We start from the raw sequence: 21,038 nt of genomic DNA, 5'->3' as shown, positions 1-21,038 counted from the left end.
TGGGGCCATAGCTCAGCTGGGAGAGCGCCTGCATGGCATGCAGGAGGTCGGCGGTTCGATCCCGCCTGGCTCCACCAACATCCGGTCATTAGGCCGATCGGATGGATGCAGCATTAAAATTCAGGTTTTCGTGCGTCCCCATCGTCTAGAGGCCTAGGACATCACCCTTTCACGGTGGCGACCGGGGTTCGAATCCCCGTGGGGACGCCAATACAACGCAGAAAGCCCCGGCAATGCCGGGGCTTTTTGTTTGGTAGCGTATCAACCCACAGTTGATACCCCTCCGGTCCAGGCCCATGTGCTATTCCGCCCAGATCCGCGCCGACTACACCAAGCTGGTTCGTGAGTTCGGCGCCGCCATTTCGCTGGACGAGTTCGCCCAGCTCTACGCCCATGACGCCGGCAAGCAACGCCCCAAGACCCCCAAGGCCATGGACGATGGCTTTGCCGGTGCGCGCACCGCGCAGGGCCAGGATATCGTGGCGAAGATCCAGCAATGGCATGCCGAAGAAATGCAGGCGCTGGACGAGGAAATCCGCGTCCAGTCCGCACGCCGGAAGCAGGCCGAAGAAAGCCTGGCGCACCGCCCCACCCAGAAGGCCCGCAATGACATCCGCATTGCCGGCAACCGCGTTGACCGCGCCCAGGCACGCCTGGCCGACCTGCACCGCACCGGCCTGCTGCCGCGCGACAGCCGCATCTTTCCCGGCGTATACGCCCCGGTGATCGTGTCCGAACATGGCCAGCGCGTGATCAAGCCGATGCGCTACCAGTGCCGCCTGCCCGACAAGCCCGCACGGAACGACGCGCTCTATCCGGGCACCTACAACGCCCGCCGCGACAGCCTCGAGGCTTACTGGAAGAACGCGTTCGGCCACCACCACGGCGTTGTCGTCGTGCAATCGTTCTACGAACACGTGCCCCGCCATGCGCTGGAACAGCGCAGCCTGGCACCGGGCGAGAATCCACAGAACGTGGTGCTCGAATTCCGCCCGCAGCCACCGCGCGATCTGTTGATCGCCTGCCTGTGGTCGGAATGGGAAGGCCCCGAGGGCCGCCTGCTCTCGTTCGCCGCCATCACCGACGAACCCCCGCGCGACGTGGCCGCAGCCGGGCATGACCGCTGCATCGTACCGATCCGACGCGAAAACCTGGATGCGTGGCTGAATCCAGATCCGCAGGATCTGGCCGCGTTGTACCGCATCCTGGACGACCGCGAGCCGGTCGAGCTGGATTACGCCGAGGCGGCGTGATCCTGCAGCGCAGCGGTCAGCGCCTGGTTCAACTCAACGGCCAGATAGGGCTTGGTCAGCACCCTGCCCGCGCGGAACGCCTCGGGCAGCTGGAAATGCGCCATGCCGGTGGCCACCACGAAGGGAATGCCAAGCGCGGTCAGCGCATCGGCAACCGGGTCGCTGGTCTCGTGATTGGCCAGGCGGTAATCCAGCAGAACGATCTGCGGCGCAGCCTCTTCGATCAGGTGCAGTGCCTCGGCCACCGACGACGCCGGCCCGACCATCACCGCGCCCGCGTGCATCAGCTGCATCTCCAGCAAAGACGCGCTCATCGCGTCGTTTTCCACCACCAGTACCCGCAGACCCTGCAACGCGCTCATCGCCGTTCCCTGTATCGTTCAGCGCAATGAGTATAACGTCGCGGAAAAATGAAGGCCCGGGGTCGACTGAACGATTCAGACCTCCCCAATCCGGCCGGGTTTGTATACACTACGCGGCCAGCCAGCCGAAGTGGCGGAATCGGTAGACGCAGCGGACTCAAAATCCGCCGCCCTTAAAAGCGTGTGGGTTCGAGTCCCACCTTCGGCACCATGGAATCCAGAAGGCCAGATCGAAAGATCTGGCCTTCTGCTTTTGCTGCGCACTCAGACCAGCCGCAGCGCGGCCGGTCCACCCGGGGTATTCCCCTGCGCCGCCTGGCGCAGCACCTGGGCCACCGCGCCGTCGACACGGAATGCGGACACTGTCTGCAGCAGCTGGGTGGCCTGCTCTTCCATGCTGCGCGCGGCCGCCGATGCCTCTTCCACCAGCGCCGCGTTCTGCTGCGTGCTCTGGTCGATGTGCTCCACCGCCTGGTTGATCTGGCCGATGCTTTCGCTCTGCTGCTGCGCTCCGGTGCTGATGCGTGCGATCAGGGCATCGACCCGCGTCACGCTGTCCACGATCTGCTGCATGGTGCGGCCGGCGCTCTCGACCTGGGCGGTCCCCGTGCCGACCCGGTCCACCGAGTCGTCGATCAATTGTTTGATCTCCTTGGCCGCGCTGGCCGACCGCTGCGACAGCGAGCGGATCTCGCCGGCCACGACGGCAAAGCCGCGCCCGTGTTCGCCGGCACGCGCCGCTTCCACGGCCGCGTTGAGCGCCAGGATGTTGGTCTGGAACGCGATGCCGTCGATCACGCTGATGATGTCGACGATGCGGCGCGACGAGGCGTTGATCAGGCTCATGGTGGTGACCACCTCGCTGACCACCCTGCCCCCTTGTGCGGCCACGTCCACCGCGCCGCCGGCCAGCTGGCTGGCCTGGCGGGCGTCCTCGGCGCTCTGCCGTACGGTGCCTGTCAGGCCCTGCAGCGACACCGCGGTTTCCTCCAGCGACGCGGCCTGCTGTTCGGTGCGCTGGGACAGGTCGGCATTGCCGGTGGCGATCTCGCTGGCGCCCAGCGCTACCGCGTCGGCGGCAACGCGGATCTGGCCGATGACGCTGCCCATGGTTTCGACCATGGCATTGATGCCCTCGCACAGCTCGGCGATGGCGCCGGTTTTGTCGCCGGCATCGATGCGCCTGCCCAGGTCGCCGGCCTGTGCGGCGGCAACCACTTCGCGGGTCTGCGCGACAGCAGCCGCCAGCGCGTGCGCATCACGCACCTGCGCGCTGATGTCGGTGGCGTACTTGACCACCTTGAACGGACGGCCGTTCATGTCGAAGATCGGGTTATAGGACGCCTGGATCCAGATCTCGCGCCCGCCCTTGCCCAGCCGGCGGTACTGGCCGGCGTCATACTCGCCCCGGCCAAGCTTCTGCCAGAACTGCCGGTATTCGGCGCTCCGGGCGTACTCGGGTTCGGCGAACATCGAATGGTGCTGGCCGCGCACTTCATCCAGCGCGTAGCCCGTGGTGGCCAGGAAGTTGTCGTTGGCCGACAGGATGCAGCCGTCCAGGCTGAACTCGATCACCGCCTGCGAGGTATTGATCGCGGCCAGCTGGCCGGCGAAGTCGGCCGCCTGCATCTGCTGGGCCGTGATGTCGGTGGCGAACTTGACCACCTTGACCGGCCGGCCGCTGCTGTCGAACACCGGGTTGTAGGACGCCTGGATCCATATCTCGCGGCCGCCCTTGCCCACCCGCCGGTACTGGCCGGCATCGAACTCGCCGCGACCGAGCCGCGCCCAGAACTCGCGGTAGGCGCTGCTGCGCACGTGCTCCGGGTCGACGAACATGGAATGGTGGCGACCACGGATCTCCTCCAGCGTGTAGCCGAGGGTCTGCAGGAAGTTGTCATTGGCCTGGAGGATGGTGCCCTCCAGGTCGAACTCGATCACCGCCTGTACCCGGTGCAGCGCAGCGACCTGCGCTTCAAGTTCGGCATGGCGCTGGGCCAGGGCGGTGCTGGCCTGCCGCGTGGCCCGCGGCGAGAAGGCGAGCGCGCCGAGCGAGCGCAGGAAAGACGTGGCTGTGGAGGCACCGGTGCGGGGAGACGCCGGCGACTGCAGGGCTGCGATGGACATCGATGTTTCCTCGGTTCCAACAAGCTCAATGGGCTACGCCGGGCGACACGCCCGGGGTAGTACGCAAGAACGCTTGGGGACTCACGAAGACCGCCGTGGTGCTGGCGTCCCTTCCGTGGGCAAAACAGATCGACTGCATTTCCGTCAGCGGCAGCCGCCGGGAGAACTTTAGGGCGATATCGGCTCAGCGCCTGCGCGTGGACGTGGCCCCGGTCGCCGACGGTTTGCCGGCGAGGGCCCGGGACAGCTCCTGGGCCGGCTGCAGCCCGAACATGCGGGCATACAGCGCCGCCATCCGCCCCAGATCCCAGACCCCGAACCGCGAGCAGATGCCCGTGACCGTATCGCCTGGCGCGGCCGAGCGCAGCGCGCTGCGGATCGCATGCAGGCGCTCGACGAGATAGAACTGGTGCGGCGCCATCCCGAACAGGTCGTCGAACGCCCGGTTGAGCGAACGTTGCGAGGCCCCTACGGCGAACGGGATGTCCGAAAACGCCGCTTCGCCGCGCAGGCTGCGCTGGATGTGCTCGATGCCGCGGCGGACGATCTCCCGGCGCGGCAGCGGTGGGCGACCGCGCCGGGCGACCGCAGGTTCGCCGGCGGCCTGCAGGTGGCACTGCAGCAGCAGCGCGCTGAGCTGGGCAGCGAAGGCGCGTCGCGCGCCCGCCTGCGCGAATGCCTCCGGGTCGCGGTCGTGGATGTCCAGCGCGCGCCGCACCATCCCGCCGATATCGGCGACCATGGTGGGGCTCGAGGTGATGTTGCCGGTGCGGTACAGCCGGCACACCTCCAGTCCATCGATGTGCGCGGCCTGGTCCAGCAGCAGCTGTTCGGCCACGTCGATGCACAGGAAGCGCGCAGGCACCCGGGTGAAGCCATGCACTTCGATCCGTGGCGCCAGCCAGGAGACCTCGGCCTCGCCCACGTGCTGGCCGTCCACCTCGGTCTGGCTTCCCGGCAGCGCCAGGTAGGCCGCAAAACGCGAAGCGAGCGGTGCGCCGCGGTACACCACGGGGGCGCCGTCCATGCCGTGCAGCAGTATGACCTCGCCGAGATCGAGCAGATTCAACACCCACGCGCCATCACCCCGCCCGGTAACCCGTATATGGCTGTCAATTCCCTTGACTGAATTTGAATATGCCTCGAAGTCCGGGAAAATCAGGGAGGGCATTATTTTCTGGATCGATTTAGATAACAGGAAGTAGATCGATCAATCGATCTTCGCGCGCGCCGCACTGCGGAACCGCGCCTACTCTACGGTACGTGAACAGGCCCGTGCACGGCTATTGGTCATGGTTTATTTCATCTGATTTGGCGAACTTTACGTAGCGGCCCTGAAACTGCGCCAGTAAGAATGAGCCCGCCTCGCGATGGGGTGCCTGGACGGTGGGGACTGTCCAGCACCCCGTTGCCGGGCCTGGAAAACGGCCCCGCCCGTAAACTGCGTAGTTTCTTCCCGACATAATCCCGGCACCCGCCATCCGGGGTGCCCTGGCGCGGTTACAAGGATCCGGCCGTTGGCAGGGCGCCGGGTTTCAGACCCGCCGCAGTACCGGCTGTGCGCCCTGGCGCAGCGCCGTGGCCACCGCCGCATCCACCCGGAACGCTGCCACGGTCTGCAGCAGCTGGCTGGCCTGCTCTTCCATGCTGCGCGCCGCGGCGGAGGCCTCCTCGACCAGCGCGGCGTTCTGCTGGGTGCCCTCGTCGATCTGGTCGACCGCCCGGTTCATCTGGGTGATCCCCTCGCTCTGCTTGCGGGTGGCCGTGCTGATCTCGGTCATCAGGTCGCTGACCCGCCGCACGTTGACCACGATCTCGTCCATGGTGCGCCCGGCGCTCTCGACCTGGCTGGTGCCGGTACCGACCTTGTCCACCGAGTCGGTGATCAGCTGCTTGATCTCCTTGGCCGCGCCGGCCGAACGCTGCGACAGCGAGCGGATTTCCGCCGCGACGACCGCGAATCCCCGCCCGTGTTCGCCCGCGCGGGCCGCTTCCACCGCCGCGTTCAACGCCAGGATGTTGGTCTGGAACGCAATGCCGTCGATCACGCCGATGATGTCGACGATGCGGCGCGAGGACTCGTTGATCAGCGCCATGGTCGACACCACCTCGTGCACCACCTGCCCGCCCTGCGCCGCCACGCCCACCGCGCCACTGGCCAGTTCGCTGGCCTGGCGGGCATTGTCGGCGGTGCGCCGCACGGTATCGGCCAGCTCCTTCATGGATACCGCGGTTTCCTCCAGCGACGCGGCCTGCTGCTCGGTGCGCTGGGACAGGTCGGCGTTGCCGACCGCGATCTCGCTGGCGCCCAGGGCAATGGTGTCGGCGGCAAACTTGATCTGCCCGATGATGCCGGCCATCGCTTCGACCAGCGCGTTGATGCCGCAGCACAGTTCGGCGATGGGGCCGGTCTTGTCATCGACGGCGATGTGCCCGGTAAGGTCGCCCCCCTGCGCGGCCGCCACCACCTCGCGGATCTGCGCCACCGCCTGCTGCAGGGCCTGGCTGTCGCGGACCTGGGCGGTGATGTCGGTGGCGTACTTGACCACCTTGAGCGGGCGGCCGTCCACGTCCAGCACGGGGTTGTAGGACGCCTGGATCCAGATGTCACGTCCGCCCTTGCCGACGCGCCGGTACTGGCCGGCGTCGTACTCGCCCCGCCCCATCTTGTCCCAGAACGCGCGGTACTCGTCGCTGCCGCGGTAGTCGGCGGCGACGAACATGGCATGGTGCTGGCCGCGCACTTCTTCCAGCGTATAGCCGGTGGTGGCCAGGAAATTCTCGTTGGCGCCGAGGATGCGGCCATCGAGGCTGAACTCGATCACCGCCTGCGACTTGTTGATGGCCGCGAGCTGGCCGGCGAAATCGGCCGCCTGCATCATCTGGGCGGTGATGTCGGTGGCGAACTTGACGACCTTGTACGGGCGCCCGTTCGGGTCCAGCACCGGGTTGTACGAGGCCTGGATCCAGATCTCGCGCCCGCCCTTGCCAAACCGGCGGTACTGGCCGGCGTCGTACTCGCCGCGGCCGAGCCGCGCCCAGAACTCGCGATACGCCGGCGTGGCGACCTGGGCCGGGTCGACGAACAGGGCATGGTGCTTCCCGCGCACCTCGTCCAGCGAGTAGCCGAGCGCCTGCAGGAAGTTGGCATTGGCGGTCAGGATGGTGCCGTCGAGCGCGAACTCGATCACCGCCTGGACCCGGTGCAGCGCGGCGACCTGCGCTTCCAGCTCGGCCTGGTGCTGTGCGGCCTGCCGGGCGTCGTCGCGCAGCGCGCGGCGAGCGGTGAACAGCTCGGCGAACGGGCGCCAGCGCGAAGCGGGGGCGGAAGCCGTGTCCGCTCCCGACAGGGGCAACTGCATGCTTGAGCTGAGCATTTCCATATCCTCGATGTCCGATCAGCTGATGGGGATGCGACGCGGGTGCTGTGCGGCGCGGAATCACGTTGGCTTCGGGACCTGCGAAGACGTCTGCGGGGTGGGGCCGATTGCGAAGAAGGTATCGACCCTCGGCCATCAAGCTTGAGGTATCGGGCACGGTACTGGGACGCCAACCCTGAGCAGGTTCAGCCTGGGCCGCCTTCGCTGCTCTCGCCATCGAGTTCGGCGTCACCCACGTCCAGGGGGTCGGGACCACCGTGCGCGGGCGCTTCGACCTGCACGTTATTCTTGCCCAAGGCCTTGGCCCGGTAGCACTGGGCGTCTGCCGCGGCGACTGCCGTATCCACGCTCATGTGGCCACCGATCGCGGCAATGCCGATGCTGGTGCCGACCACCAGGCGTTCCATGCCCCACGGCACGCTGAGGCTGCGCACCGACTCGAGCAGGTCACTGGCAATGCGCCGCGCGCGCCGGAGCGAGCAGCCGGCCAGGATCACCGCGAACTCGTCGCCGCCCAGCCGTGCCACGATGTCCGAATCGCGCACGCCATGCCGGAGCACGGTGGCGACCGCCCACAGCATGGCGTCTCCCGCCAGGTGGCCGTGGCTGTCATTGATCGGCTTGAAGTTGTCCAGGTCGATGAACATCAGCGAGGCCGACTGCCCAGTGCGGGCCACCCGGGTGATGGCCTCCTGCAGGTGCGCTTCGAAGCCGCGCCGGTTGCTCAGCTCGGTCAGCGGGTCGACTTCGGCCAGGTGGCGGGCCTCGCGCTGGCGGGCGCGCTGCTGGGTCACATCACGGATCACCCACACTGTGCCACTCACCTGCCCGTCCTCGCCCTGCAGCCAGGCCCGGGTCAGGTCCACTGGCAGCAACTGCGCCCCCACCGACAGCAGCAGGTCCGAATGCAGGTCCACCGCATTGCTTTCCGCGTCCAGCAGCACGGCCAGGTCCAGCGGCGAGCGTGGGGCGTATTCGGTGGTCAGCTCCATCACGTCCTGGATCTGGCTGCCGGTCACCGGGGCGGCGCCCTCCCCGGCCAGCGCCCGGGTCGCGGCGGCATTGGCGTACTGGATATGGCCCGCCAGGTCCAGGGTGAGCACCATGTCGGCGACCGCATCGAGGGTCACCCGGGTGCGGTGCTCCGATTCGCGCAGCTGCTGGCCGCTTTGCCGTTGCGCGGTGATGTCCTGGATCTGCGACACGAAATGCAGCGGCTCGCCATGCGGGGCCCGCACCAGCGACACCGACAGACGCCCCCACACGATGTTGCCGCCCTTGCCCAGGTACCGCTTCTCCATGTGGTAGTGGTCGCGGCGCCCGGCCAGCAGGTCGCCCACCAGTGCCAGGTCGGTATGCAGGTCGTCGGGATGGGTCAGGGTCTGGAAATCAATCTCCAGCAGTTCGGCGCGCGTATAGCCGAGGATGCCGCACAGCGCGTCGTTGACGTCCAGCCAGCGCCCTTCCAGCGAAACCAGTGCCATGCCGAGCGCGGCCGATGAGAACGCACCCGCGAATTTTTCCGCCGCCAGGTAGGCCTGCTCGCGCACTTCCAGCAGCGGGGTGATGTCCACCGCCATGCCGACGTAGCCCATGCGCTGGCCGCTGCCCGAATCCAGCGGACTGATCGACAGCCGCACCTGCCGGTGCTCGCCGTCCTTGCGCACGAAGGTCCACTGGTGCGACCAGGTGCCCTGCGCGGCGTGTGCGGTGAGCGCTTCGAACACCGTCGGCAGGCGCCCCTCGGCATCGGCCAGGGGCCGCAGGTAATCCTGCATTTCATGGATCTCATGGAACAGGCCCGGATTGACCTGGCCGATCACTTCTTCCGGCGTGTAGCCCAGCAGCTTCTGCGCACCGGTATTGAACAGGGTGACCACGCCATGGATGTCGGTGGCGATCACCGCTACCTCGTCGGACGCATCGACCACCGCCTGCAGGCGCTGCCGGGTGTCCGCCGCGTCTTCGCGTGCGTTCTGCAGGTCGCTGACATCGGCATGCGCGCCGGCCATGCGCAGTGGCCGGCCTTCGGCGTCCCGTTCGTAGACACGCCCGCGGTCCTGTACCCAGATCCAGTGTCCCTGCTTGTGGCGCATGCGGCACAGGCTGTCGTAGTGCGGCGACCGTCCGTCCAGGTGCTCACGCAGCAGCGCATTGGATTGCGCCAGGTCATCGGGATGGACCAGCCGGGAGAAGGTCTGCGATGTGATCGGCGACAGCTCCTCGCGGGTGTAGCCGACGATCTGCGCCCAGCGTTCGTTGACCCGCATGGCACCGGTCTGGCAGTTCCACTCCCAGGTACCCATCGCGGTGCCGTCGATGATCATTTCCAGCCGGCGGCGCTGTTCGATTGCCTCCTGCAGTGCGTCGGCCGGCGGCGTCATGGGTTTCATGCGCGCACGCCGACGGCGCCAGGGGTGGCGCCATCGCACCGGCCTGGACCGCAGTATCCCGCGTGCTGATCTGTCATCTGGCCTCCCGCTCCCCGCCTAGCGTACCGGCATTCAACGGGAAACGGGATCAAGCCCTCGTCACGCCCACGCGGGGCGGGGCTCAGCCGCCGCGCTTGGCCCGCGCGAAGGCGTCGGCCAGGGCGTTGTTGGCCGGCGGCGCACCGCTGCCCGGGCGCGGGCCGGGGGCCGCGCCACGGCCTCCCTGGCGGGCGCCGCCACCACCACCGCCGTCGCGCCGACCGCCGCCGGCCGGGCGCGCATCGCGTTCGCCGGGGGCCTTGGCGGGGGCCGGGGTATCGTCCAGGCGCCGGGTCAGCGCGATGCGCTTGCGGGCCACGTCAACCTCCAGCACCTTCACCTTGACGATGTCGCCGGCCTTGACCACGTCGCGCGGGTCTTTGACATAGGTGTCGGACAACGCCGAAATGTGGATCAGGCCGTCCTGGTGTACCCCGATGTCCACGAACGCGCCGAACGCAGCCACGTTGCTGACCACGCCTTCCAGGACCATGCCCGGCTTGAGGTCCTTGATCTCTTCCACCCCTTCGGCGAAACGCGCGGCCTTGAACTCCGGGCGCGGGTCGCGGCCGGGCTTCTCCAGTTCCTTGAGGATGTCGCGCACGGTCGGCACGCCGAAGGTGTCGTCGGTGAACTGTTCGGCCTTCAGTCCGCGCAGGAAGCTGCCATCACCGATCAGCGCCTTGATCGGGCGCGCGGTGGCGGCCACGATCCGCTCCACCACCGGGTACGCTTCCGGGTGCACCGAGGACGCATCCAGCGGCTGGTCGCCGTCTGCAATGCGCAGGAAGCCGGCACACTGTTCAAAGGTCTTGTCGCCCAGGCGCGGCACCTTGAGCAGGTCCTTGCGGCGCTTGAATGGACCGTTTTCGTCGCGGTGGCGCACGATGTTCTCGGCCACGGTCGAGGACAGGCCTGAAACCCGCGACAGCAGCGCGGCAGAAGCGGTGTTGACGTGCACGCCGACCGCGTTGACGCAGTCTTCCACGCGCGCATCCAGCGCGCGCGCCAGGCGGTACTGGTCCACGTCGTGCTGGTACTGGCCCACGCCGATCGCCTTGGGTTCGATCTTGACCAGCTCGGCCAGTGGATCCTGCAGGCGACGGGCAATGGAGACTGCGCCACGGATCGACACGTCCAGGTCCGGGAATTCCTTCGCCGCGAACTCCGACGCCGAATACACCGAGGCGCCGGCTTCGCTGACCACGATCTTCTGCAGCTTGGCTTCGCCCAGCGCCTGGATCACTTCACCGGCGAGCTTGTCGGTTTCGCGGCTGGCGGTGCCGTTGCCGATCGCGATCAGCTCCACGTTGTGCTTCATGCACAGCTGTTTGATGGTCTGCAGCGACTGCTCCCACTGGCGGCGGGGTTCGTGCGGGTAGATGGTGTCGGTGGCCACCAGCTTGCCGGTGGCATCGACCACGGCGATCTTGCAGCCGGTGCGGATGCCCGGGTCCAGCCCGAGCACCGTCTTGGGCCCGGCCGGGGCAGCCAGCAGCAGGTCCTTGAGGTTGTCGCCGAACACCGCGATGGCCTCGGCCTCGGCTTTTTCGCGGGCCTGGTTGAACAGGTCCAGCAGCAGGTGCATGTGCAGCTTGGCGCGCCAGGTCAGGCGGCAGGCGTCGAGCAGCCAGCGGTCGCCCGGGCGGCCCGCGTCGCGGATCCCGGCCTTGAATGCCACGCGGCCTTCCGCATACACGTGCCCGGCCTCGGCGTCACTGCCCGGATCCAGTTCCAGGAACAGGATGTCCTCGCGGCGCGCGCGGAACAGCGCCAGCAGGCGGTGCGAGGGAATCTTTGCCAGCGCTTCGGCGTGCTCGAAGTAATCGCGATATTTGGCGCCCTGCTCTTCCTTGCCTTCGGCCACGCGCGCACGGATCACGCCGTGCTCGCCCAGCCAGGCGCGCAGCTCTCCGACCAGCGCGGCGTCTTCGCCCCAGCGCTCCATCAGGATCGCGCGCGCGCCTTCCAGCGCGGCCTTGGGGTCGGCCACGCCCTTGTCGGCGTCAACGAAACCGGCGGCGAACACCTGCGGATCCAGGCCCGGGTCGGCCAGCAGGCCGTCGGCGAGCGGTTCCAGCCCGGCTTCGCGGGCGATCTGCGCGCGGGTGCGGCGCTTGGGCTTGTACGGCAGGTACAGATCCTCCAGGCGCGACTTGGTGTCCGCGCCGAGGATGTCGTTGCGCAGTTCGTCGCTGAGCTTGCCCTGTTCGTCGATGCTGGCCAGCACCGCCGCGCGGCGCTCTTCCAGCTCGCGCAGGTAGGTCAGCCGGCTTTCCAGGTTGCGCAGCTGGGTGTCGTCCAGGCCGCCGGTGACTTCCTTGCGGTAGCGGGCGATGAACGGAACGCTGGCACCTTCGTCGAGCAGGGCGATGGCGGCGTGCGCCTGGGCAGGCTGGGCACCGATTTCATCGGCGATGGTCTGGGCGATCTGCTGGGCGAGCTTGAGGTCTGGCATTGCGTCCGGCCGAAGCCACTATGCGGAAAACACCGATTGTGGCAACGCCGGGCGGCGGGGGAAACCCGTTGACATTCCCGAAAAATGCCCATGCCGACCAGCGGTCGGCATCTACCGGTAATGCTGGGCTGCGCGGACCCTGACCGCCTCATCCTGCAACGACTCCAGGGCCATCACTCGGACCCTGCCCAGGCCCTGCAGTTCCATGAAGCGCTCGGTGTAGATCTCAGGGCCGATGTCGGTATCGGCACGTGATTTGGTGAAGCCGTGGGGCACCAGGCCCTTGTCGCCATCCTTGCTACCACCGACATAAAGAACGATTGCCATGTGATGTGTTCCTCCAGAAACGTCATGCAGGTACTGCCGGCACAGCTTAGCGCGCCCAACCTGACTGGTGTGTCAGGAGGCTAATGACGTTTGTTTGCATGCAGATGACGTCGCGTTACCGGCGCATTGCTTACCGTTTTTTTAACGGCCACCAGCCGTGACCGTGCAGCGCGTACAGATCCGCCGCGCGCTCGAACGGGTTGCGCGCGCTCACCCCACCGCACAGCAGGTACACCGGCAGGTAGAACGGCCCCAGCACCAGGTACTGGTAGACATGCGCGCGTTCGTGGTCATGCAGGCCGATCACGGGCTCGGTGCAGTGTCCGGCCTGGTGCGCATAGGTGCGGCAGGGGATCTCCAGGCTGGCACCGGTGTGCAGGATCACGTTGCCCAAGGTGATCGCCCCGCCCGGCCCCCAAGGGTACTCTCGGAACACCAGCGCACAGTCGCGCCGGCTCCAGTACGGGCGCGCGCCGGCCAGCATGCCGGCCAGCCCGCCCAGCACGCCGATCAGGGTGTTGGGCGCGGTCCAGACCGCCCCCAGCCCCTGCAGCGCGCGCAGCGCCGGTGGCGGCAGGCTCAATCGGCCTCGTTGGGGATCAGCAGCCACAGCACCAGGTACACCAGGATGCCCGGGAACGCCGCCGACGCCAGCGACACCAGCACGAACAGGACGCGCAGCAGGGTCGGGCTCCAGCCGAAACGGTGGGCGATGCCGCCCATCACCCCGGCAATCATGCGGTCGTTGAGCGAACGCGAAAGCGTGCGGGGGGCGGTGGTGTTCATGGCGAGGTCCTCCAACGGTAATGGGGGAACGGTAGCGCAGCGGGTGTGTAGCCGATGCGTTTTGAATGGAGCGGCGGACCGGCCCGGTTCAGCGCGGCTGGCGCAGCGCCTGCAGGCGCGCGCCGAACCACGCCGCCGCGGTCTGCTCGGGCTGGCCCGGGCAGGCAATCCGATACGCCTTGCCGCTGATGCTGCTCTGGCTGGCGGCACGCTCGATGAACTGCTCGGCGGTATCCACTTTGTCTTTTTTCAGCAGGTAATCGTACTTGCGCTGCAGGTGCGCACGCGCCTCGGCGGCATCGTGCCAGCTGCCGTTGCGCTGGAAGCGGCAGGACGAGCCGTCCAGCGCACCGATCAGGGCGCCAATCTCGCGGCGGGCCGCCTCGCTGGGCGCTGCCGACGCGCTGCCGGCGGTGGCGGCCAGCAGGATGGCCAGCAACGCGCTCTTTCGGATGTCCATCAGCTGCGCTCCGCCAGCCAGGCCGAAATGGTCCCCGGCACTTCGCGCTGGGCGCGGCCGGAGACGTAGATGCCGATATGGCCGCCGCGGAAGCTGCTTTCGGTGTAGTCGGTGCTGCCGATCCGCGCGCCCATCGCGCGCGAGGCATCCGGCGGCACCAGGTGATCCTGCTCGGCGTAGATGTTCAGCACCGGCAGGGTGACCTGGCGCAGGTCGACATGCTCCTCGCCGATCGTCACCCCGTCACGCATCAGGCCGTTGCTCTGGTAGAACTGCTTGATGAAGTCACGGAAGGCCTCACCGGCCAGGTCGGGCGAATCGAAGATCCACTTCTCCATGCGCAGGAAGTCCTGCAGTGCGGCCTTGTCATCGAGGATGTCCAGCAACCCCACGTACTTCTGGATGTTGAGCCGGAACGGCTTGAGCATCAGGTAACTGGCGTTCATCAGGTCGGCCGGGATGTTGCCCAGCGTGTCCACCAGCAGGTCCACGTCCACCTGCCGCGCCCAGTGCGAGAGCATGTTGTCCGGGGTCTGGAAATCCACCGGGGTCACCATGGTGATCAGGTTGGCCAGTTTGGGCTGGCGCAGCGCGGCGTAGCACAGCGCGAACACGCCGCCCTGGCAGACGCCCAGCATGTTGACCGGTGCGCCGTCGTTGGCGGCGACCAGGTGGTCGACGGCGCCCTCGACATAGCGCAGCAGGTAGTCTTCCAGGGTCTGGTAGCGCTCGGAGCGGTCCGGGTAGCCCCAGTCCAGCACGTACACGTCGTGCCCCAGCGCCAGCAGGCGCTGGACCAGCGACCGGTCGGCCTGCAGGTCCACCATGTAGGGGCGGTTGACCAGCGCGTACACGATCAGCAGCGGGGTGCGCTGCACCGGCGCCTGCTCACCGACGAAGCGGTACAGCGTGACCTTGCCGTCGCGCCAGACTTCCTCGCGCGCGGTGGCGCCGTAATCCACGTCCTCCACCGACGGCAGCAGCTTCAGGCCATCCATCAGCTTGCGCTGCATGGACAGCGTTTCCTGCAGCAGGTCTTCGGCATTGAAACCCAGCGGTCCCTTCATGGGGCCGCCTTGCGCGCACGCGGCTTGGGCGCGGCCTTCTTCGCGGGCTTGTTCGCAGGCTTCTTTTCCGGCGTGCCGGCAGCGGGCGACGGCGAGCGCCTGGTTGCCGCCGCCATGCGCCGTACCAGCCGCTCCAGTTCGGTGATGCGCCGGTGCGCGGCATCCATCTCGGTGCGGGTCGGCAGGCCGAACGCCTCGCTGATCCGCTCCACTTCCTGCTGCGCCGCGCCGCGCAGGCGCATCTGCGCGTTGCCCAGCGCGGCGTAGACCTGCTGGAACGGTTCGGACATCGCGACTTTGCCGTAGGCTTCTTCGGCCGCCTCGATCCACAGGTCGAACATCGCGCGCGCACTGGTCAGCTGGTTGCCCGGCTGCTCATGCTCGGCAAGGCGCTGCTCGAACAGGGTGAACGCATCGTCCAGCGCCTGCTTGATCTGGTCCACGTAGTCACGGGCGTGGCCCTGGTACTCCTGCTGGGCGCGCAGCAGCGCCTGCCAGCGCGCCTGGTGTTCGCGACCGGGCCCGAACGCGGGGCTCTGCAGCCACGGCCCGAGGTCCTGCTGCAGCCGTTCCAGCAGCGCCAGCAGATCCGGCCCACCGGCCTGGGTATGCCCGCGTGCGCCCTGCAGCATCCACTTGAGCAGGCCGTCGCCCTGCCCCTCCACGGCCTCGCGCCACGCCTGGGCGATATCGGCACTGCTGCTGTCCTGGCCGGCGAAACGCGCGGCCACCTGCTGCATGGTGCCGTACCAGCCGCCGGCCTGCTCGCGGAACCGGTGCACGGCGTCCTCGGACTGGCGGTTGCCCGGGTTGGACATCAGCTGCGCCCAGCCCTCAATGGTCTGCTGCCAGGTGCCCGGCGCGGCGCCGGTGGGGTCGCCCCCGGGGGGGGCCGCGGCGTGCCGCAGCGCATCGCCCCAGGCGCTGAAGTACTGCCGGGCCAGCGCCTCGAAGTCGCCTGCGTCGTGGCCGCCGCCGGCGGTATTCATGGCTTGGGAATGCGCAGGGTCTTGCTGATCATCAGCGAACCCGACAGCGCGAACAGCAGCACCAGCGGGTGCAGCTGCCACGGCCCCAGCTGCCAGCGGCCGAGCCACAGGTCATGGCCGATCGCGCCCATGCTGGCGGCAACGGCCAGCACCACCACCAGCGCCAGGCTGGTAGGAATGGGCGTGCCCTCGAAGTACGGCACCTTGTCGCCATCGCCGGCCAGCGCTTCGGCGGTCACGTTGTAGCGGGCCAGGCGGCTCACCCCGCAGCAGACGAAGTAGCTCAGGACCAGCCAGTCCCAGCCGCCCTGCATGCCACAGGCATAGGCCAGCGCGGCCGGGGCCACGCCGAAGGAGATCACGTCCGAGAGCGAGTCCAGCTCGCGGCCCAGGGTCGAGCTGGACTTGCGCCAGCGCGCGATCCGCCCGTCCAGCGCATCGAAGATGAAGGCCAGCGGGATCAGCGCCATGCCGAACAGCAGGTAGCTGCGCTCGCCGTCCTGCAGGTAGCGCATGGCCGCAAACACCGCACCGGTACCGCAGAACGCGTTGGCCAGGGTGAACCAGTCGGCCAGGTGGAACTCGCGCAGCATCGTGAAGTGACGTTTCATGGAAGCTCGGTGGGCGGCAATGCCGAAAGAGTACCGCGACCGGGCCGAACCGCGACAGCCTTCACGGTTGCCGACCTTCGCACCGTGCTCACGCGATGCTGACCAGCGGCGAATTTTTAGCCACCCATCTTGACAGCCATGGGGGCTGGTCGCCGCCGCGCGTTATCCACAAACTTACGCACCGGTCATCCACACCCCCTGTGGATAAGCCGCGCCTATCGTCAAAGCCGGGTGTACGACCAGGACTGCATCGTGCCGTCGCGGTACGGCATCACCCCATGGAACGGGCGCGGGTCCTCGTCGAACACCAGCGGCAGGAACTGGCGGTCGCCTTCCCACAACGGCAGGGTCTCCAGCTTGTCCACGTCCACCCACTCCAGGGTGCCTTCCGGGTTCGAAGTCAGGGGCGTGCCGGTGAAGTCGTCGATGACGAACACAAAGCCGAACCAGTCTTCGCCGTGCCTGCCGAACCCGGGCCAGCTGATGGTGCCGCGCATCCGCATGGTGCCGCACTCGATCCCGGCCTCCTCGAGGATTTCCCGGCGCATGCCGGCGGCCACATCCTCGTCGCGCTCGACCTTGCCGCCCAGTCCGTTGTACTTGCCCAGGTGCTGGTCACCCGGCCGTGCGTTGCGGTGGATCATCAGGGCCTGGCGGCCATCGGGCGACAGCACGTAGCCCAGCGTGGCCACGATCGGGGTATAGGGCATGGAGGCAACGGCTCGCAGGACACAATCGCCGATTATGCGCGATCCGTGCCGGGCCGGTCGCTCAGCCGGCCACCTGGGCGCGGCGGGTGTCGGCCGGGGCTGCCAGCGCGTTGTGGTCGCGGCGCAGGGTGGCCACGCCATGGCCGCGCTCGGCCAGGTATTCCAGCCACTTGCCCAGGAAGGTGTTCATGCGCATGCGGTGGCTGATCAGCTCGGCCGGCGGCGGGTACATGCCGACCACGTCCTGCCAGCGCCGGCCCACGTAGCAATGGGTGGTCTCGGCCTGGCGCGCATCGCGATACAGGCGCACATAGGCCGACGGGTCGGGCTGGCCGGTCACCGGGTCGGCGAAGTCGTAGGTCAGGCGCAGTTCGACCGTGTAGGGATGGCATTCGATGACATCAAGCCGCACATCCAGGCCATCCCCCACCGAGGACACGTAGCTGCCCGGTTCCAGCCCGGCCGGTTCGAACAGCCGCACCAGGTGGCGGTAATTCTCGGCATACAGGCCCATCAGCCAGCTCAGGCGGCTGAGCCGGGGAATGCGTTCGATGCGGGGTGATGCCTGGGCCATGTCTCGATCCTACACGTTGAAGAATCAAACGTGGGGACGCGCCCGCTGCGCCGGTAGGTCACGACCGTTGGTCGTGACGCCTTCCGTTAATACAACTCGCGCTGCAGCCCCAGCGTGGTCAATACCTTGCTCGAGATCTCCTCGATCGAGGTATGGGTGGTGCTCAGCGTGGGAATGCGCTCCATCCGGAACATGGTCTCGGCCGCGGCGACCTCGCGCCGGCAGGTCTCCAGGTTGGCGTAGCGCGAGTTCGGGCGGCGCTCCTGGCGGATCTGCTGCAGCCGGTCCGGGTCGATGGTCAGCCCGAACAGCTTCTTGCGGTAGGGCCGCAGGCGGGCCGGCAGGCGGTCCTGCTCCAGGTCCTCGTCGGTCAGCGGGTAGTTGGCCGCGCGCACCCCGTAATGCAGGGCCAGGTAGATGCAGGTCGGGGTCTTGCCGGCCCGCGACACCGCCACCAGGATCACGTCGGCATCGTCGTAGTTGATGGCGATGCCGTCGTCGTGGGTCAGCGCGAAGTTCATCGCGTTGATGCGGCGGTGGTAGGTCTCGAAGTCCACCATGCCGTGCGCCTGGCCCACCCGGGAATGGCGGTTCACGGCCAGTTCGCGCTCCAGCGGCTCGATGAAGGGGGCGAACACGTCGAGCATCAGCCCCCCGCTCTCGGCCAGGATCATGCTCAGCCCGCTGTCCACGCAGGAACTGACCACGATCGGCCGGACCTGGTAGCGCTCCCCCGCCGCGCGGATCCGTTCACAGGCTTCGCGGGCCTTTTCCGGATCGTCGATGAACGACATTCGATCGGTGATGAAGCTGAACCCGGAGAACTGGGTCAGGAGGCTATGCCCAATGGTTTCAGCGGTGATACCGGTTCCATCGGATACGTAAAACACCGGACGGATCGTCGACATGCGCCATTTACCCCCTCTGAAGCTTAAAAAGGCCGACGATACAAGCTTGTGCCGACGGCGGTATGCCCGGCATCATATCGGCTTCTTCCTACGGACGTGGCCATCCAAGCCCGCCTCGGGCGATGGCCAAACGGAGCATCGCGCTTGAACGAGAATATCCTGTGGTTGCACGAACTGCGCCTGGCCGACCTGGCCCGCGTAGGCGGCAAGAATTCGTCGCTGGGCGAAATGATCGGCAATCTTGCCGGTCTGGGGGTATCTGTCCCCGGCGGTTACGCAACCACCGCTGAAGCCTTCAAGGACTTCATCGCGCACAACGATCTGTCCAAGCGCATTTTCGACAAGCTGGCCACGCTGGACGTGGAAGATGTCGCCGCGCTCACCGCTGCCGGCAAGGAAATCCGCGGCTGGGTGATCGACGCGCCGCTGCAGCCGCAGCTGGACCAGGACATCCGCAGCGCCTACAGGCAGCTGTGCGACGAAAACGGCGGCGGCGACGTGGCCGTGGCGGTGCGCTCCTCGGCTACCGCCGAAGACCTGCCCGATGCCTCCTTCGCCGGCCAGCAGGAAACCTTCCTCAACGTCACCGGTGCCGACGATGTCGTGCACAAGGTCAAGGAAGTGTTCGCCTCGCTGTACAACGACCGTGCCATCGCCTACCGCGTGCACCACGGCTTCAAGCACGAAGACGTGTTCCTCTCTTCCGGCGTGCAGCTGATGGTGCGCTCGGGCGTGGGCTCGTCCGGCGTGCTGTTCACCCTGGACACCGAATCGGGCTTCCGCGACGTGGTCTTCGTGACCTCCAGCTTCGGCCTGGGCGAAATGGTCGTGCAGGGTGCAGTCAACCCCGACGAGTTCTACGTCTACAAGCCCACGCTCAATGCGGGCAAGCCGGCCATCCTGCGCCGCTCGCTGGGCAGCAAGGCGATCCGCATGGTGTACTCGGACGTGCCCGGTGAGCGCGTACGCATCGAAGACACCCCGGTCGAGATCCGAAATACCTTCTCGATCAGCGACGAGGACGTGCAGGAGCTGTCCAAGCAGGCGCTGATCATCGAAAAGCATTACGGCCGCCCGATGGATATCGAGTGGGCCAAGGACGGCGTGAGCGGCAAGCTGTTCATCGTGCAGGCGCGCCCGGAAACGGTGAAGTCGCGTGGCCATGCCACCCAGATCGAGCGTTTCGCGCTGAACCAGAAGGACGGCAAGGTGCTGGCGGAAGGCCGCGCGGTGGGTGCCAAGATCGGTGCGGGCGTGGCCCGCGTGGTCAAGTCGCTGGAGGACATGGCGCGCGTGCAGCCGGGCGACGTGCTGATCGCCGACATGACCGACCCCGATTGGGAGCCGGTGATGAAGCGCGCCTCGGCGATCGTCACCAACCGCGGTGGCCGTACCTGCCACGCGGCGATCATCGCGCGTGAGCTGGGCGTTCCGGCCGTGGTCGGCTCGGGCAATGCCACCCAGGTGCTGCAGGATGGCCAGGAAGTGACGGTCAGCTGCGCCGAGGGCGACACCGGCTTCATCTATGAAGGCAAGCTGGACTTCGAGCGCACCACCACGGACCTGGGCAACATGCCGCCGGCGCCGCTGAAGATCATGATGAACGTGGCCAACCCGGAACGTGCCTTCGATTTCGGCCAGCTGCCGAACGCCGGCATCGGCCTGGCCCGCCTGGAGATGATCATTGCCAGCCACATCGGCATCCATCCCAACGCGCTGCTGGAATACGACCGCCAGGATGCGGCCACGAAGAAGAAGATCGACGAGAAGATCGCCGGTTACGCCGATCCGGTCAGCTTCTACGTCAACCGTTTGGCCGAAGGCATTGCCACGCTGACCGCGTCGGTGGCGCCGAACCCGGTGATCGTGCGCCTGTCGGACTTCAAGTCCAACGAGTACGCCAACCTGATCGGCGGCAGCGGCTACGAGCCGCACGAAGAGAACCCGATGATCGGCTTCCGCGGCGCCAGCCGCTATGTCGACCCGAGCTTCTCGGCCGCCTTCGCGCTGGAGTGCAAGGCCGTGCTGCGCGTGCGCAACGAGATGGGCCTGGACAACCTGTGGGTCATGATTCCGTTCGTGCGCACGCTGGAAGAAGGCCGTAAGGTCATCGAGGTGCTGGAACAGAACGGCCTGAAGCAGGGCGAGAACGGCCTGAAGATCATCATGATGTGCGAGGTGCCGTCCAACGCGCTGCTCGCCGATGAGTTCCTGGAGATCTTCGACGGCTTCTCGATCGGTTCGAACGATCTGACCCAGCTGACGCTGGGTCTGGACCGCGATTCATCGATCGTGGCGCACCTGTTCGACGAACGTAACCCGGCGGTGAAGAAGCTGCTGTCGATGGCCATCAAGTCGGCACGCGCCAAGGGCAAGTACGTGGGCATCTGCGGCCAGGGCCCGTCCGACCATCCGGACCTGGCCGAATGGCTGATGCAGGAAGGCATCGAGTCGGTGTCGCTGAACCCGGACACCGTGGTCGATACCTGGCTGCGGCTGGCCAAGCTCAAGGCCAAGGGCTGATAACGAAAAACCCCGCTTCGGCGGGGTTTTTT

General features: G+C 67.3%; 18 protein-coding genes and 3 tRNA genes. 5 read left to right on the top strand and 16 right to left on the bottom strand.

What is annotated here, in order from left to right; genetic code table 11:
• The first annotated feature begins 1 nt into the window (after position 1).
• From ACQG3P_RS11650 to ACQG3P_RS11640, 3 genes are all read left to right on the top strand, one after another.
• A tRNA-Ala gene (locus ACQG3P_RS11650) sits at positions 2-77 on the top strand.
• Between the two features lie 57 nt (positions 78-134).
• Positions 135-210 (top strand) — tRNA-Glu (locus tag ACQG3P_RS11645).
• Between the two features lie 86 nt (positions 211-296).
• Entirely contained in the window at positions 297-1,253 is a 957-nt protein-coding gene (locus ACQG3P_RS11640) for an SOS response-associated peptidase family protein (RefSeq protein WP_217538682.1), read from the top strand.
• On the opposite strand, the gene ACQG3P_RS11635 is transcribed toward ACQG3P_RS11640, so the two are convergent.
• The gene (locus ACQG3P_RS11635; RefSeq protein WP_217538681.1) at positions 1,235-1,615 is read right to left on the bottom strand and encodes a response regulator; all 381 of its coding nucleotides are present in this window, start codon (positions 1,613-1,615) and stop codon (positions 1,235-1,237) included. The two genes, ACQG3P_RS11640 and ACQG3P_RS11635, sit on opposite strands and share 19 nt — an antisense overlap.
• 124 nt (positions 1,616-1,739) lie before the next feature.
• Between ACQG3P_RS11635 and ACQG3P_RS11630 the strand changes: the two genes are divergently transcribed.
• Positions 1,740-1,826: transfer RNA gene (locus ACQG3P_RS11630), tRNA-Leu, on the top strand.
• Between the two features lie 53 nt (positions 1,827-1,879).
• Here ACQG3P_RS11630 and ACQG3P_RS11625 read toward each other — a convergent pair.
• The 15 genes from ACQG3P_RS11625 to ppsR form a co-directional block, all read right to left on the bottom strand.
• Positions 1,880-3,742 carry a methyl-accepting chemotaxis protein gene (locus ACQG3P_RS11625; protein ID WP_426805117.1) on the bottom strand — a complete coding sequence of 621 codons (1,863 nt, stop codon included), beginning with the start codon at positions 3,740-3,742 and terminating at the stop codon, positions 1,880-1,882.
• Between the two features lie 184 nt (positions 3,743-3,926).
• Positions 3,927-4,811, bottom strand: a complete 885-nt coding sequence (locus tag ACQG3P_RS11620) for a helix-turn-helix domain-containing protein (RefSeq protein WP_426805116.1) — start codon at positions 4,809-4,811, stop codon at positions 3,927-3,929.
• A gap of 466 nt (positions 4,812-5,277) precedes the next feature.
• Positions 5,278-7,119, bottom strand: a complete 1,842-nt coding sequence (locus ACQG3P_RS11615; protein ID WP_426805115.1) for a methyl-accepting chemotaxis protein — start codon at positions 7,117-7,119, stop codon at positions 5,278-5,280.
• Positions 7,120-7,307: 188 nt separating this feature from the next.
• Positions 7,308-9,515, bottom strand: coding sequence for a PAS domain S-box protein (locus ACQG3P_RS11610; protein WP_426805114.1), 2,208 nt, complete (start codon positions 9,513-9,515; stop codon positions 7,308-7,310).
• A 160-nt stretch (positions 9,516-9,675) separates the two neighbouring features.
• Entirely contained in the window at positions 9,676-12,051 is a 2,376-nt protein-coding gene (locus ACQG3P_RS11605; RefSeq protein WP_217538677.1) for a Tex family protein, read from the bottom strand.
• Positions 12,052-12,162: 111 nt separating this feature from the next.
• Positions 12,163-12,378 (bottom strand): hypothetical protein, encoded by a 216-nt coding sequence (locus ACQG3P_RS11600; protein ID WP_095362682.1) that lies wholly within the window; start codon positions 12,376-12,378, stop codon positions 12,163-12,165.
• Positions 12,379-12,508: 130 nt separating this feature from the next.
• Positions 12,509-12,961 carry a hypothetical protein gene (locus ACQG3P_RS11595; protein ID WP_083214167.1) on the bottom strand — a complete coding sequence of 151 codons (453 nt, stop codon included), beginning with the start codon at positions 12,959-12,961 and terminating at the stop codon, positions 12,509-12,511.
• Positions 12,958-13,164: a PspC domain-containing protein gene (locus ACQG3P_RS11590; RefSeq protein ID WP_068852656.1), complete on the bottom strand. Its 207-nt coding sequence runs from the start codon at positions 13,162-13,164 to the stop codon at positions 12,958-12,960. The genes ACQG3P_RS11595 and ACQG3P_RS11590 overlap by 4 nt, the downstream gene beginning before the upstream one ends.
• Positions 13,165-13,252: 88 nt before the next feature.
• Positions 13,253-13,624 (bottom strand): DUF5329 domain-containing protein, encoded by a 372-nt coding sequence (locus ACQG3P_RS11585; RefSeq protein ID WP_068852660.1) that lies wholly within the window; start codon positions 13,622-13,624, stop codon positions 13,253-13,255.
• Positions 13,624-14,691 carry a class III poly(R)-hydroxyalkanoic acid synthase subunit PhaC gene (phaC, locus tag ACQG3P_RS11580; RefSeq protein WP_426805113.1) on the bottom strand — a complete coding sequence of 356 codons (1,068 nt, stop codon included), beginning with the start codon at positions 14,689-14,691 and terminating at the stop codon, positions 13,624-13,626. Before phaC ends, ACQG3P_RS11585 begins: the two co-directional genes overlap by 1 nt.
• Positions 14,688-15,680, bottom strand: coding sequence for a class III poly(R)-hydroxyalkanoic acid synthase subunit PhaE (gene phaE / locus ACQG3P_RS11575; protein WP_426805112.1), 993 nt, complete (start codon positions 15,678-15,680; stop codon positions 14,688-14,690). The genes phaC and phaE overlap by 4 nt, the downstream gene beginning before the upstream one ends.
• Positions 15,677-16,291, bottom strand: coding sequence for a CDP-alcohol phosphatidyltransferase family protein (locus ACQG3P_RS11570; RefSeq protein ID WP_068852670.1), 615 nt, complete (start codon positions 16,289-16,291; stop codon positions 15,677-15,679). The genes phaE and ACQG3P_RS11570 overlap by 4 nt, the downstream gene beginning before the upstream one ends.
• 221 nt (positions 16,292-16,512) lie before the next feature.
• Positions 16,513-17,001, bottom strand: a complete 489-nt coding sequence (locus tag ACQG3P_RS11565) for an NUDIX hydrolase (protein WP_426805111.1) — start codon at positions 16,999-17,001, stop codon at positions 16,513-16,515.
• A 61-nt stretch (positions 17,002-17,062) separates the two neighbouring features.
• Entirely contained in the window at positions 17,063-17,575 is a 513-nt protein-coding gene (locus ACQG3P_RS11560; RefSeq protein WP_093535966.1) for a DUF1249 domain-containing protein, read from the bottom strand.
• An 86-nt stretch (positions 17,576-17,661) separates the two neighbouring features.
• The gene (ppsR, locus tag ACQG3P_RS11555; protein ID WP_068852678.1) at positions 17,662-18,483 is read right to left on the bottom strand and encodes a posphoenolpyruvate synthetase regulatory kinase/phosphorylase PpsR; all 822 of its coding nucleotides are present in this window, start codon (positions 18,481-18,483) and stop codon (positions 17,662-17,664) included.
• 144 nt (positions 18,484-18,627) lie between these two features.
• Between ppsR and ppsA the strand changes: the two genes are divergently transcribed.
• The gene (ppsA, locus tag ACQG3P_RS11550) at positions 18,628-21,006 is read left to right on the top strand and encodes a phosphoenolpyruvate synthase (RefSeq protein WP_426805110.1); all 2,379 of its coding nucleotides are present in this window, start codon (positions 18,628-18,630) and stop codon (positions 21,004-21,006) included.
• Positions 21,007-21,038: the final 32 nt, after the last annotated feature.

This window comes from Stenotrophomonas sp. SrG (genome assembly GCF_050031795.1).
GTDB classification, from domain to species: Bacteria; Pseudomonadota; Gammaproteobacteria; order Xanthomonadales; family Xanthomonadaceae; genus Stenotrophomonas; species Stenotrophomonas rhizophila_A.
The sequence above is the reverse complement of the archived record's forward strand: the minus strand, read 5'-3'. Positions and strand labels throughout refer to the sequence as shown.